Below are 13,147 nucleotides of genomic sequence, written 5' to 3'. Positions count from 1 at the left end.
CATCACGTCCTATGATAACGCCTTCGTGACCAAACTCGTGTCGCTGTCGCTACGTTAACACTCCGCTTTCGCACAAAAAACATCTGTCGCTGTCGCTATGCTTTCGCGCAGATAAAATTTGTTGGTCCGGCGCCCCCAGGAAAGCGCCCAGTCGGAACGGAAATCAACCCACGTTTTGCCGAAGAGCTATTTATCTAAACGAAGCATCAGTATAATTACGCTAAGAAATAATTGCTATTCCTTCATAAAATAGCATAGTTCATGTTAGCGAATTATTTCAACTCTTTAAACGTTGTGCTAAAATAAAACGTATACTATAACGTGGAAAACCACGTAAACTAAGGGAGTCCTACAACATGACAAGTCGTTTAGTAGAAGAGTTTTTTGAGCTCGTACAAATCGATTCAGAAACAAAACACGAAGAAGTGATTGCGCCGATTTTAATCGACAAATTAACAGCGCTTGGTTTTACAGTAGAACAAGATGATGCACATACTCGAAACGGGCATGGAGCAGGTAATATACTTGCTACACTAAAGGGTTCATTAGATATCGAACCAATTTATTTTACTTCTCACATGGATACAGTTGTCCCAGGTAAAGGGATTAAACCATCTCTACGTGAAGATGGTTATATCGTTTCAGATGGTACAACTATTTTAGGTGCTGATGACAAAGCTGGTCTTGCTACATTGTTTGAAATGGCTAAACGCTTAAAAGAGCAAAACATTGAACATGGTGATATTGAATTTATTATTACAGCTGGCGAGGAAAGTGGACTCGTTGGCGCTAAAGAGTTAGATCCATCTAAAATTAAAGCAAAGTATGGCTTTGCAGTAGACAGTGATGGAAAAGTTGGAGGAATTGTCACAGCAGCTCCATTCCAAGCGAAGATTTCCGTTAAAATAATTGGGAAAACAGCGCATGCTGGTGTTGCTCCAGAAAAAGGAATTTCTGCGATTACAGTTGCTTCCAAATGTATCGCAAAAATGAAGCTAGGTCGATTAGATGAAGAAACAACAGCAAATATTGGTCGCTTTGAGGGTGGTCAGGCAACAAACATTGTGTGTGATGAAGTAACGATTCTTGCAGAAGCTCGTTCAATCGACAAAGCGAAGCTAGATGAACAGACTAAGCATATGCAGGAGACGTTTGAGCAAGTCGCTGCTTCGTTAGGTGCAAAGGCTGAAGTTGAAGTGAAGCTAATGTATCCTGGATTCCGTGTAACAGAATCAGATAAAGTTGTTCAAGTGGCAATGGCAGCTGTACACAACATCGATCGTACACCAAAGCTTGGTATCTCAGGCGGAGGTTCCGATGCTAATGTTATTGCGGGCTTTGGCATCCCTACAGTAAATCTTTCTGTTGGGTACGAGGACATTCATACAACAAATGAAAAAATCCCAGTAGAAGAATTAGAGAAATTAGCAGATTTACTTGTTGAAATCGTCAAAGAGTCTGCGAAAAAATAACAACAAAAATCGAAGGATGTGAAAGCATGGAAAGTGTAAAGGCAGTAGTTTTTGCTTGTGGTACAGAGGAATATGCAGTGCCTGTGGAACAGGCGATTTCGATTGAAAAGTTAGAGCAAGTAACACCGATTCCTCACTTACCTAATTATCTTCTGGGTTTCACAAGAATTCGTGGCGAGCTCGTGCCTGTACTTGATTTTGAGCGTATTCTTTATAATCGTTCCTCTAATGCTGCAACAGCACGGATTATTGTGTTAAACACGGATGTTGTAAATTATGGATTACTTGTAACAGAAGCTCGTGAAATTCTTGATTTTGATGAGACGGTTTTAAAGCAGATGGGACTTGTCAATTATTCAAAAACTCGCTACTTTACAGCTGTGGCAAATCTTGAAAATCGTATGATCACATACGTGGACCCGAAAATACTTGTGAATTCATTAGAAGGTATACGTGAAATAATTAATTATTTGCACAAAATGCTTGAAAATGAAAAAGAAAACGTAGAGGCTTGAGTTTTTTATAATTAAGAATTAATTCAATACAATAATTTACACATCATAGTTGATGTTTTAGGCAGAATTACAAATTTGTGATTCTGTCTTTCTTTTTCCAAGTAGTAAAAGGATAATGAATACTCGATGTTGAATTTTAAGCCTATAACCACAATGTGTGGTTGATTTCCGTTCCGGCTAGGTGTTTTCCTAGGGCGTCCGATGAGCCGCTTCGACTCCGGACGCAATTATGCCAAGGCATAATTGATTTAAGCATAATTATGAATATATCTATCTATAGTATAAATAAGTAAATAAATATTTTAGGGAGGTATTTGTCACATGGATTCAAAGAAAAAGGAAACACCAGAAGAAAAAAGGGAGCGTTTAAGACAAAGTGAATTAAAAAACAATCCTACGGGTTCTCTAAATGATGGAGTAAATAGAGGAAACAGTGGGAATTTAAATGGTATGGGCTGGAAAGAGACGCTAGTATTAATTTTAGTGTTATTTATAGGATACATTACATACAAATTAATCTTCAGTTAAAGGAATTTTGACTTCCAATTTTTTGCATTTTATATTCCTAATTGCTACACCAATAGCTTCACCTAGATAATTACTTCTACGTTTTTATTCTGATATAGTAAAAATAACCTGTGTTCCTATTATTTTATTTGAAAAATTGTTAACAAAATTATGCGTTTTACCTACAGACATCTCCATTCTAACGTCGTATTATGTAAGGTAAGAAAACTACTGTAAAAGGCAAACTTCACCGAAAGGGAAGGACGCAAAGCCGTGAGTCTAAACACTATTTTTTAGTGCATGATCGTCAGGTTGCCAGGTTCGTTCTATGAGCCTCGGCAAATAGAATGGAGATGTGATTATATGGTAAGTCGTTCACTATCAAAAGCAATTATTGTTTTTATAGTAACAATTGTTAGTACGCTAGGATTATCAATGGGAAAGGTAGACGCAAAGGCCATGCAAGAAAAGGCAACTTGGTTATGGGATACGGCAAAGATTGTCGAAGATGAATCAGGGGTACTCTCATTTTTAGAAAACAAACAAGTTAATAAATTATATTTACAAATTAATAGTGATATAGCAAGTAACTATTACAAAAGTTTTATCAATAAAGCTACATCAAAAGGTATAAAAGTATATGCGTTGGATGGTTCTGCAAGCTGGGTATCAGCAGAAGGTTATAAAATGCAGGATCAGCTGTTTGATTGGTTACATACATATAATGATAATGCAGCAGCAACAGAGCGATTTTCTGGAGTTCATCTCGATGTAGAGCCTTACTTAAATAGTGGTTGGAGCTCGAACCAAGTAAAAACGATTGAATTCTATCAAGCGCTCCTTACTAGAGCGAAAGGGGATACTGATCAATTACAATTGCCTTTGGAAGTTGATATGCCATTTTGGTTTGACGAAGTTTCATACAATAACCAATTTGGTCAAGGTTTATTAGCTGACTGGGTCATTGACCAAGTGGAAAGTGTTTCAATAATGGCATATCGTGATACTGCTAAAGACATTATTAAAATAGTAGAACATGAAATAAACTATGCAAAAAAAGTAAATAAATCAATTGTTATTGGTGTAGAAACAGGAGCCTCTGATGAAGGGGAAAATATTACCTTCTTTGATGATGGAGAAGCCTATATGAATAAACAGTTAGCACAAGTTCATAAACAGTATGCCAATAAAACAAGCTATAATGGTTTTGCCATTCATCATGTTGATAGTTGGATGAATATGAAGCCGTAACAAAAATCCTCTCCAGTTAGTCGAATATAGGGTAAAAAGTATAATAAAATAAAACAGTATCTTATATTTAGAGAATTTAAGTTTGATTATATATAATCAAACTTTATAATCAAACTTTTATTTGCATATAAAAATACATCCATTAAATCTTTATTGAGATAATGGATGTATTTTTAATTTTAGTCTTCACTTTACTTAAGGCTGTTTTCGTAAAGATTGTTGCTCTTCAACTAACGGAGCAGTTTAGTTGAAGAAGGATTTATTATGGTACATCAAGAAAATCCTGTTTATATCACTTCTTAAATTAAGAGAAAGATTACTACAGCAGGAATAATTTAATAATAATTGTCACACGAGGAGACCCTTGGACACTATTTGATCCAACGGATAAAGTAAATGAGATTTTCTGGCCAACAGGTTATACTCAACAAACCACTCCACAACGATTTACTTATGCAACCTCAAACGGTAACTTGACTGCTTCATTAAAAAAAGCTGGTATTAATGCTTAAGTAGATGAGGCTGTCTCATAAGTCCCTTTTGAAGTAAATTCACATAAAATTGAAAAGACAGAAACGTTGTTAAATCAATGTTTCTGTCTTTTTCTTTTTATTTATTTTTGGCTAAAATACCCCTTTTGGGACAGTCCCATCTTAAATTTAAATCAACTACTTCATTTGTGGTCAGGAAGTTTCTGTATGATATCAGAATATATATTCATTTTTGTTTTAATTTTTACCTGTTCATTTTTATCTTCCTGGTAAACTATTGTAGCCATACCATCATCGTTCTCAAAAAAGAGTACACTACGATGATCAAAAGGTTCCATAAACGGGTCTCTATCTAAACTCATTTCGGGTGAAACATTCCCTCTTGCCTGAGATGGTTTTCCTCTTTCCCGGTATAATTGTCCAATGGCTATTGCATCGCCATCTTTGATTTGTACAAATGTATAATTTCCATCATTAAAATAGTAAGTGTCTGCTCTTCCATGAGGAAACGTATATTGGTGCAAACGATAACCATCTAATGTACCAAGTGGTATGAAATCCCTGTTGATTGGTAATGCGATAGCAGCTTTACGCGCTGCTTGAAGGTCATCCTGATACAATAATTTTGAATCAAACGAATAGTCCTGTGAGTTAACAAAAACAAATTTGCGAATGGATTCATATTGAACTTTGTACCCTAAGGATTCAGAGACAAATCGGATAGGAACAAGAATACGGCCATTGCTATTTTGAGCAGGTACATCCATTTGAATAGCCTTGTCATTTTTATAGGCAGTGCTGCTATTTGCACTTATTTTTAGATAATCTCCCTCTTTATTTTGAACTGTAGCAACGCTAGTCGTTGAGTTAAAACTATAAGAAAGACCAAGAGATGCAAGCGCTCGGATGGGAACAAATAGACGGTTATTATCCATCAGAGGATCTACATCCATCTTTATAAATTCACCATTCGCAACGATTTCTATTGGTCTAACATTCTCTTCTGATTTAACTAGCGGTCCTGCGCTTGCATATGAATAATGGAATAAACCTAAACTTAACGTTAATACTAACCCTGACATTATTTTCTTCATTTTGTATCTCCCCCATCTTTTTTCAACGTACAATTAAGGTAATAAGTGGAAAACTATAAGTAATTGTAACACTTAATAACAGATAAAAACATACAGTTAAAACAAGATTTTAAAAGAATATATATATTAATTGAGCAAAGCAACAAATATGGTTCTGGTGCAAAAACTTCAAGACAATGGAGAGTTTAAAAAGTTATCTAGTAAACCTAATGAAGACTATCGAGAAGTAATTAAAAATCACGCAAAACAAGGATGGCGTTTTGTTCAAATTTTCTCCCCTGACTTTGCAACTTCAGGAGTTGCAGTAGGGTCATACTATGAATTGATTTTTGAAAGACCTATAAAACAGTAAACAGAAAACATTCGTTATGAAAGTTTGTGAAACATTACACTTAAACTCCCATGAAAGAACTTAATCATCTTTCATTTTCTGTGGTGAAGTGCTGATTTTTGTGCTTCATGGATGGCTAACGGGGTGCTTTAGTTTAATAAGATAGACAAACCAGAAGCAATAATCTTTGAGAAAACAGCCTTTAAGTAAAGTGAAGACTAAAATTAAAAATACATCCATTATCTCAATAAAGATTTAATGGATGTATTTTTATATGCAAATAAAAGTTTGATTATAAAGCTTGATTATATATAATCAAACTTAAATTCTCTAAATATAAGATACTGTTTTATTTTATTATACTTTTTACCCTATATTCCATAGGTTGGAGAGGATTTTCTTTGTATTATGAAAGTCGACCACTATAGTCCTCAAATTTAAATTCACGAATGACTTTAATGCCTTCTTCATCGTTATAAGAAACGATAGATGGAAGGTTTACACCATTAAACATATGATTTTTCACCATTGAGTAATGCGCCATATCTGTAAATACTAGACGATCGCCTGGTTGTAAAGGTTGTTCAAATGAATAATCACCAATTACATCACCGGCAAGACAAGTAAGCCCGCCTAAGCGATATGTGTAAGCTAGCTCATTTGGTTGACCTGAACCGATAATCATTGGGCGGTATGGCATTTCTAGAACGTCTGGCATATGGCAAGTTGCCGATGTATCTAAAATTGCTAGCTCCATACCGTTTCTCTGTACATCAAGAACAGTTGCTACTAAATAACCTGTATTAAGTGCAACAGCTTCACCTGGCTCTAAATATACGAGAAGGTTATACTTGTCTTGAATGTAATTAATGATATTCACAAGCTTTTCTATATCATAATCCTCACGAGTAATATGGTGACCTCCACCAAAGTTTAACCAATTCATTTGATGTAAGACATCACCAAATTTTTCTTCGACAACTTGGATAATACGCTCTAACGTATCTGAGTTTTGCTCACACATAGCATGGAAGTGTAAGCCATCAATACCGTCAAGCTGTGACTTGTCGAAGTTGGCTAAAGTTGTGCCAAGACGAGAATTCGTGTAGCAAGGGTCGTAAAGTGCCGTTTCAATTTCAGAGTACTCAGGATTGATACGAATACCACATTCAATTGTTTTACCAGAAGATTTTACTTTGTCCTTATATTGATTCCATTGGTTCAATGAATTAAACACAATATGATCAACATAGCCAAGAAGCTCGTCCATTTCATGCTCCACGTAAGCTGGTGCATAGGCATGAACTTCTTTGCCCATTTTTTCATAGCCTAGTCGAGCTTCAAATAATGAGCTGGATGTAATCCCTGCTAAATATTCACCCACTAATGGGAATGTTGAATGCATTGAAAATCCTTTTAAGGCAAGTAAAATACGGCAGCCTGTACGATCTTGAATCGATTTTAAAAGTTCTAGATTTTTTGTTAATAATCGTTCATCCACTACGTAAGAAGGGGATGGAACTTTTGTGAAATCAATTGGCTTCATCGACTTAATTCCTTTGCATCTAACTCAAGGTCAAGTAATTCTGGATTATGGCTTTCTTGCCATGGTAGACCCCATTTATTTAGTGCATCCATGAATGGATCTGGATTGAAATCTTCGACATTCCAAACGCCAGGTTTACGCCATTGGCCGTTCATCACAAGCATTGCACCAATCATTGCTGGCACACCAGTTGTGTAGGAAATTGCCTGTGAACCAACCTCGTTATAACATTCCTCGTGGTCACACACATTGTACACATAATAAGTTTTTTCCTTACCATCTTTTAGACCACGAATAATACAACCGATGTTAGTTTTTCCTTTTGTACGTGGTCCAAGTGATGCTGGATCAGGTAGTACAGCTTTAAGGAAATGAATTGGTTGAACCATTTGTCCTTCAAATTCAATAGGCTCGATAGAAGTCATACCAACATTCTCTAATACTTTTAAATGTGTTAAGTATTTTTCAGAGAATGTCATCCAGAAACGGATTTGCTTTAAGCCTTTAATGTTTTTAGCAAGTGATTCTAGTTCTTCATGGTATAAAAGGTAAATATCTTTTGGTCCGATTTCTGGTAAGTTATAAACCTCTTTTTTCTCAAGTGGTGCAGTTTCAACCCACTCGCCTTCTTTCCAGTAACGACCATTCGCAGTAATTTCACGAATGTTGATTTCTGGGTTGAAGTTTGTTGCGAAGTGGTAACCGTGATCACCAGCATTTGCATCCACAATATCAATGTAGTGGATTTCGTCAAATTCATGTTTTTGTGCATGAGCTGTGAAAACGCCCGTTACACCTGGGTCAAAACCGCTACCAAGTAAAGCAGTTAAGCCAGCTTTTTCGAACTTCTCTTTATAAGCCCATTGCCATTTATATTCAAATTTTGCCGTTTCAGGTGGCTCGTAGTTTGCAGTATCCACATAGTGTACACCCGTCGCTAAGCAAGCATCCATAATTGTTAAGTCTTGATAAGGCAGTGCTACATTAATAACAACTTCTGGTCCAAAGGCTTTAATAAGCTCAATAACCTCTTCTGTATTGTCTGCGTCTACCTGTGCGGTATGAATCTTTGTTTTTCCGCCGTCTAGTTTTTCTTTTAGAGCGTCACATTTTGAAACAGTTCTACTTGCGATACAAATCTCCTCAAATACGTCCGAATTTTGAACACACTTGTGTACCACAACACTGGCTACTCCGCCAGCTCCTATAATCAATGCTTTACCCAATTGTCTACCCCCAAGTTCATATAAGTATTGTCAAACAAGCTGATTATACAGAAAATTGAATTACTACTCAATCATTCTTTTTAAATTTATACAAAATTTTTTATTTTTCAACAATAATTTGGCGTATTCAGAGGGGAATGCAACGAAAAAAGAAGCTTTTCGTGAAAAAAAATCCCTAAACTACGGATGTAGAGAAGGGGAAAAATTACTTTTTTGTTCAATGAGCGTTTGAAAAAATTTAGTCACTTCAAAACTGTAGTTTAAAATCCCACGAGTTATTTAGAAAAACGATTCGATATTTGTTGTTTTTCATCTCCCCATAAATAAAAAAAGATCAGTAGTAATGTGCTTAAAAACCCCATCACAAGGGCATATGTGCTGATGGCCACATCCACTTGACTTTGCATAGCATAAATGAAAATAGCTCCTAGTGTTAACAAATTCCCAATGATAAGCGATACAAAATGAAATCGTCTATTCATAGCACAAGCCCTCCTATATATAGTTTACATGTTCTCAAAAAATGAAAATACACTTCAATTATCTCATAATTCAGAACTTTATCCAATCCTTTTTCATTTTGAGGCTTATCACTATAACGTAGGGGTGATTTCCGTTCCGACTGGGCGCTTTGTAGCTGCCGCTTTGCTTTCGCTACAGAAAACATTTGTTGTTGCTGTCGCTACGCTTTCGCACAGAGCAAAGCTTCCTGGGGGCGTCTGATGAGCCGCTTGGGCCAAAAGGATGTTGGTCACGAAGGCGTTATCACAGGACGTGATGTTTTTAGCCTTCGTTCCTCTATTGCTTTTCCCCGAGGAGTCGCCCAGTCTCCACTCCAATCAACTTATTTACATAGCGTACGTTTTGAAAAATATCATCCTTTTGGTGATAAATCATTTTGATTATTGAAATTTAATAAAAGTGATTCTAGTATAGTTCTTTGCTATGGAGGTAGTGCTAAATAATTGAGAGAATTATAGAAAAATTATTGCTATTTAGTTTGTTTTAGATTTAAAGATGGTAAAATACCTATAAGACTTTTCTTTTGGTGAAGGTGAGGATTTAAATAGTGATCAAACAATTTGATGAGCAAGTCCAACAAATAAATGAGTTATTTTTAAATGGTCATATGAAAGAAAGCTATCAATTAGCCAAAGCACTTTTAGCTAATAGTGCGTTTACAGAACATGAATCATGTTTAGGCATTCAACAGCACGTCGCATTGTTGGAAGCGAACGGTTATGCAAATATGCCTATTTCTACTACTGAAAAAATGAAGCAAAGTGTTGAACGAACAGATGGCTCTTATCCAGAGCGTGATGTACTTGCTGCATACATAGGAAGTGAGGATGAAAAGCAATTCGGTAAAGTAGTAGATGAATTATTAGCTGGATCAGTCGAGGCTCAAGCGAATGCTTACTATACAATGGCCGAATATTTTGTACTTGCTAAGGAGCATGACAAAGCACTTGTGCAATATGCAGAAGCGATAAAACTACAGCCAAATAAAGCTCTTTACTGGGGAGCCTTCGCACAGTTTTTGAGCCGCAATGAAGGCAGTCCATATTTGGCACTACGTCTTATTGAAGAAGCAATTCAGCTAGATAGTATGAACCCTCGCTGGTACTATATTCAAGGAAATATTTTTTTACAGCTTGTCGCAACTACAAAAAATTTAAGCTATTTACCTGCTCTAGAAGAAGCTTGGGAAAAGGCTAAAAAGCGTTGCTCTGCTAAACAAGTGGCATTAAAAGTGGACATTGCGAAATCCAATGACGTGCTGTCACAATGGAAAAAACAAATGCTATAAGAGGAATGAGAAGCTGTACTAAAAGTTGTATGCTGGCAATGCTATGAATATGGCAAAGACTTAAAAGCTAGCGCACTTTTAGAAGCCATTAATACGAATGCACTTGTATCACGTCAAGTAGCGACATTCTTTGAAGATTATGATGTGCTTTTAAGCCCAACAATCGGCACATTACCAGCTAAAATTGGTGAGCTTAATGCAGATAATCCAACTATCTCGGCAATTAAATGGACAGAGCAAATCTTCACATACGCGCCGTTTACAAATTTATTTAACGCAACAGGTCAACCATCGTTATCATTACCGCTTGCAATGAGTGCGTCTGGCTTACCAATCGGGCTGCAATTTACAGGACGCTTCGCAGATGAGTTAACCCTTCTACAGCTTGGAAAACAATTAGAAGAATCTGCGCCATGGAAAGATCGTAAACCAGCCGTACATGTAGGCGCAGAAGTTGCAGAAATTTCTACAACATAAAAAAAGTGGGTGCAAGATTTTTTCTTGTACCTACTTTTTGGTATTTTACGGACATGTACGACATTCCTTTAAAACGTTGTTATAACAACGACTTACTAGTTCTTGAACTAACCTCTATTATTTATGATACGGTTCACCATAAGGTAAATAAATGAGGTTTTTACATACATATTTTTTAATACCTACTGCTATCAAAAGAATTAAAGTGTACTTTCTTAAATAGTCTTCTACAACCTTGTCAATTCTGGTAATCATTAACCTCTATTTGATTAAAGGAGGATTTTTCTCGCAAAAAAATTTTATGGTATGATGTTTAGGTTGTATATCTACTATGTGACACATTTACATTCATCTAAGAAAAGAGGTATTTATGCATCCTACAAAATTATCCAAGCGACATTGGTTGCTCATTTTAACACTTTCTTTATTAACGTTTGTTCTAGGAACAAGCGAATTTGTTATTGTCGGAATCTTAACAGATATTTCTTCAAGCCTTCAAATGACAAACGCAAAAGCAGGCACACTCATTTCTGCGTTTGCAATCACGTTTGCCATCGCCACACCATTAGTGATGTCAGCAACAAGTCATTTTCCAAAGCGTAAATGGATGTTGTTTTTAATAGGGACTTTCATCGTCTTGAATGCTTTGTGCGTAATTTCGACGAGCTACATCATGCTTCTTACACTTCGGATTATGACAGCGATTGTAACAGGAGTATTAATCTCTCTAGCTATGATTGTTGCTAGTGAAACCATGCCGATTAAAAAACGCGGACTGGCTATATCATTCGTTTTCGGCGGTTTCACACTTGCAAATGTAGTTGGAGTGCCAATTGGTATTATGATCGCTGAACGATACGGCTGGAATGCCACTTTCATGTTAACCACTCTCTTAGGAGGATTGGCGTTTTTGGCATCCTTTTTTGTCTTACCTAATAGCCTTAGTCAAACTCGGAGTTCGATACGGGATCAATTTTCATTAATGACCAAGCCACGAATTTTGATGGCTTTTTTCATTCCTGCTCTCGGGTTCGGCGCAACTTATGTCGTCTTTACGTACCTAGTTCCTATCTTGAAGGAAATGGGGGCACCAAATAATTCAATTAGTTTAATCTTATTTGGTTACGGATTCGTCTCGATTTTCAGCAACATTCTCGCTGGTAAGATTGCCAACCATAATGCAATCGGTCGCCTTCGGTTTGTTTTTCTCGTGCAAGCAGTTGTTCTGACAACTTTATTTTGGACTACAAATCATTTTATTTTAGGTTTGATAAACATTGGATTAATGTCTTTAATGGCCATTCTCTTAACAACATCTACTCAGCTTTATTTAATAGATCTCGCCGGAATTTATCATCCAAATGCTACAGGACTCGCTGCTTCACTTATGCCAGTGGCAAGTAATGTAGGTATCGCTTTTGGTTCTGCATTAGGCGGAATAGTATACCATCAAGGAAATTTGATGAATGTAACGTGGGTCGGTGGAGTAGTTGCAGTTTGTGCAAGTCTGCTAACTTTCATTAGTCATCTATTAGACCAAAAACAAAAGAAATCAGCATAAAAATGATAGGAGCAATCGTCCATGAGTGAAATTTATTCTACAACGATAATTGCTGGGCTGAGTCTAATTGTTTTAATCAGTATACTTTCACACTTCCTTATGATAAAACGAACACATAAGGATTTCTATCTTGTGGTAATCGTATGTGGTTTTTTTATGTTATGTGCGCTGTACTTGGTTGTTACAGGATTAATAGACATTAATAATAATAACTTTGAGAATTATCAAACCGCCTGAATAAATATTAGTACAATGTTCTATTTATGTATTTTTATGCTATAATGCAATTATAAACGGACGTATGAAACTTACTTTATTTGAAAGAAGTGTTTATTTGAGTTTATATGTAGCGTATGTATTGGTTGGACTTGCGATTGCTATGCCTGTTGGAGCTATTACAGTTGAAATGACAAAGCAAGGACTTAAAAATGGGTTTATGCATGGTTGGGCTGTTGGACTTGGTGGAATGACAATCGATATTGTATTGGTTTTTGCGTTGTATATGGGACTAGCTTCCATTTTAGCAATGCCGATCATTCAAATCCCTATGTGGATTATAGGGGCTGGATTTTTATTCCTTTTAGGACTAGATTCTATCAAAAATGCTGATCATGATATTACGCTTGCAGGAGAGAAAGTGACAAAATCATTTTTTACTTCTTATCGGAATGGTTTACTCGTTGCCATTTCGCCTGGAAATCTAGTATTTTGGGTAACTAAACTGTTACAACAAATTTAGACAAAACTATACAAACCTGTATAGAAGCATAAATTTATAACAGAATACCCTTCGTATCAAGCGATTGGTGCGAACTCCACGTTAATTGCTTTTAACTCCTAAAGCCTTGTGACCAAAGCGGAGCTGG

The 13,147-nt window shown here is 36.2% G+C and carries 12 protein-coding genes, 2 pseudogenes and 1 riboswitch; of the genes and pseudogenes, 10 read left to right on the top strand and 4 right to left on the bottom strand.

Annotation, left to right across the window (positions count from 1 at the left end):
* Positions 1-356 precede the first annotated feature (356 nt).
* The 4 genes from ACFXN8_RS09855 (at position 357) to ACFXN8_RS09840 (ending at position 3,745) form a co-directional block, all read left to right on the top strand.
* Positions 357-1,472, top strand: a complete 1,116-nt coding sequence (locus tag ACFXN8_RS09855; protein ID WP_386844735.1) for a M20/M25/M40 family metallo-hydrolase — start codon at positions 357-359, stop codon at positions 1,470-1,472.
* 26 nt (positions 1,473-1,498) lie between these two features.
* Positions 1,499-1,987 carry a chemotaxis protein CheW gene (locus ACFXN8_RS09850; protein ID WP_376074126.1) on the top strand — a complete coding sequence of 163 codons (489 nt, stop codon included), beginning with the start codon at positions 1,499-1,501 and terminating at the stop codon, positions 1,985-1,987.
* Between the two features lie 321 nt (positions 1,988-2,308).
* Entirely contained in the window at positions 2,309-2,515 is a 207-nt protein-coding gene (locus ACFXN8_RS09845) for a DUF6366 family protein (RefSeq protein ID WP_376074127.1), read from the top strand.
* Positions 2,516-2,723: 208 nt separating this feature from the next.
* Positions 2,724-2,814: riboswitch (cyclic di-GMP riboswitch) on the top strand.
* A gap of 43 nt (positions 2,815-2,857) precedes the next feature.
* Entirely contained in the window at positions 2,858-3,745 is an 888-nt protein-coding gene (locus ACFXN8_RS09840; protein WP_376074128.1) for an amidase, read from the top strand.
* Between the two features lie 673 nt (positions 3,746-4,418).
* Here ACFXN8_RS09840 and ACFXN8_RS09835 read toward each other — a convergent pair.
* Complete coding sequence (locus ACFXN8_RS09835; RefSeq protein WP_386844732.1) at positions 4,419-5,330, bottom strand: copper amine oxidase N-terminal domain-containing protein; 912 nt, start codon at positions 5,328-5,330, stop codon at positions 4,419-4,421.
* A gap of 130 nt (positions 5,331-5,460) precedes the next feature.
* Between ACFXN8_RS09835 and ACFXN8_RS09830 the strand changes: the two genes are divergently transcribed.
* Positions 5,461-5,682, top strand: a complete 222-nt coding sequence (locus ACFXN8_RS09830; RefSeq protein ID WP_376079105.1) for a DUF4177 domain-containing protein — start codon at positions 5,461-5,463, stop codon at positions 5,680-5,682.
* A gap of 385 nt (positions 5,683-6,067) precedes the next feature.
* Here ACFXN8_RS09830 and nspC read toward each other — a convergent pair whose 3' ends face one another.
* The 3 genes from nspC to ACFXN8_RS09815 all read right to left on the bottom strand — a co-directional run bounded on the left by nspC (position 6,068) and on the right by ACFXN8_RS09815 (position 8,915).
* The gene (gene nspC / locus ACFXN8_RS09825; protein WP_386844729.1) at positions 6,068-7,207 is read right to left on the bottom strand and encodes a carboxynorspermidine decarboxylase; all 1,140 of its coding nucleotides are present in this window, start codon (positions 7,205-7,207) and stop codon (positions 6,068-6,070) included.
* Complete coding sequence (locus ACFXN8_RS09820) at positions 7,204-8,433, bottom strand: saccharopine dehydrogenase family protein (RefSeq protein WP_386844727.1); 1,230 nt, start codon at positions 8,431-8,433, stop codon at positions 7,204-7,206. The genes nspC and ACFXN8_RS09820 overlap by 4 nt, the downstream gene beginning before the upstream one ends.
* Positions 8,434-8,708: 275 nt before the next feature.
* Positions 8,709-8,915: a hypothetical protein gene (locus ACFXN8_RS09815; protein WP_376078803.1), complete on the bottom strand. Its 207-nt coding sequence runs from the start codon at positions 8,913-8,915 to the stop codon at positions 8,709-8,711.
* Positions 8,916-9,155: 240 nt separating this feature from the next.
* On the opposite strand from ACFXN8_RS09815, the gene ACFXN8_RS09810 reads away from it, so the two are divergent.
* The 5 genes and pseudogenes from ACFXN8_RS09810 to ACFXN8_RS09790 form a co-directional block, all read left to right on the top strand.
* Positions 9,156-9,335, top strand: a complete 180-nt coding sequence (locus ACFXN8_RS09810; protein WP_386844725.1) for a hypothetical protein — start codon at positions 9,156-9,158, stop codon at positions 9,333-9,335.
* A 167-nt stretch (positions 9,336-9,502) separates the two neighbouring features.
* Positions 9,503-10,243 carry a tetratricopeptide repeat protein gene (locus ACFXN8_RS09805; RefSeq protein WP_386844723.1) on the top strand — a complete coding sequence of 247 codons (741 nt, stop codon included), beginning with the start codon at positions 9,503-9,505 and terminating at the stop codon, positions 10,241-10,243.
* Positions 10,244-10,312: 69 nt separating this feature from the next.
* A pseudogene (locus ACFXN8_RS09800) lies at positions 10,313-10,720 on the top strand (amidase family protein); the annotation flags it as partial.
* A 370-nt stretch (positions 10,721-11,090) separates the two neighbouring features.
* Complete coding sequence (locus ACFXN8_RS09795) at positions 11,091-12,281, top strand: MFS transporter (protein ID WP_386844721.1); 1,191 nt, start codon at positions 11,091-11,093, stop codon at positions 12,279-12,281.
* A gap of 334 nt (positions 12,282-12,615) precedes the next feature.
* Positions 12,616-12,996: pseudogene (locus tag ACFXN8_RS09790) on the top strand (LysE family translocator); the annotation flags it as partial.
* Between the last annotated feature and the right edge of the window lie 151 nt (positions 12,997-13,147).

This window comes from Lysinibacillus sp. NPDC059133 (assembly GCF_042755925.1).
Classification (GTDB): domain Bacteria; phylum Bacillota; class Bacilli; order Bacillales_A; family Planococcaceae; genus Lysinibacillus.
Note: the sequence above shows the minus strand (reverse complement) of the source record. Positions and strands in the feature narration are given on the sequence as shown.

Bases quoted from the DNA above. Each gene is read 5' to 3' on its own strand.
- ACFXN8_RS09855 (WP_386844735.1), top strand. From the start codon at position 357: ATGACAAGTCGTTTAGTAGAAGAGTTTTTTGAGCTCGTACAAATCGAT.
- ACFXN8_RS09850 (WP_376074126.1), top strand. From the start codon at position 1,499: ATGGAAAGTGTAAAGGCAGTAGTTTTTGCTTGTGGTACAGAGGAATAT.
- ACFXN8_RS09845 (WP_376074127.1), top strand. From the start codon at position 2,309: ATGGATTCAAAGAAAAAGGAAACACCAGAAGAAAAAAGGGAGCGTTTA.
- ACFXN8_RS09840 (WP_376074128.1), top strand. From the start codon at position 2,858: ATGGTAAGTCGTTCACTATCAAAAGCAATTATTGTTTTTATAGTAACA.
- ACFXN8_RS09835 (WP_386844732.1), bottom strand. From the start codon at position 5,330: ATGAAGAAAATAATGTCAGGGTTAGTATTAACGTTAAGTTTAGGTTTA.
- nspC (WP_386844729.1), bottom strand. From the start codon at position 7,207: ATGAAGCCAATTGATTTCACAAAAGTTCCATCCCCTTCTTACGTAGTG.
- ACFXN8_RS09815 (WP_376078803.1), bottom strand. From the start codon at position 8,915: ATGAATAGACGATTTCATTTTGTATCGCTTATCATTGGGAATTTGTTA.
- ACFXN8_RS09810 (WP_386844725.1), top strand. From the start codon at position 9,156: ATGAGCCGCTTGGGCCAAAAGGATGTTGGTCACGAAGGCGTTATCACA.
- ACFXN8_RS09795 (WP_386844721.1), top strand. From the start codon at position 11,091: ATGCATCCTACAAAATTATCCAAGCGACATTGGTTGCTCATTTTAACA.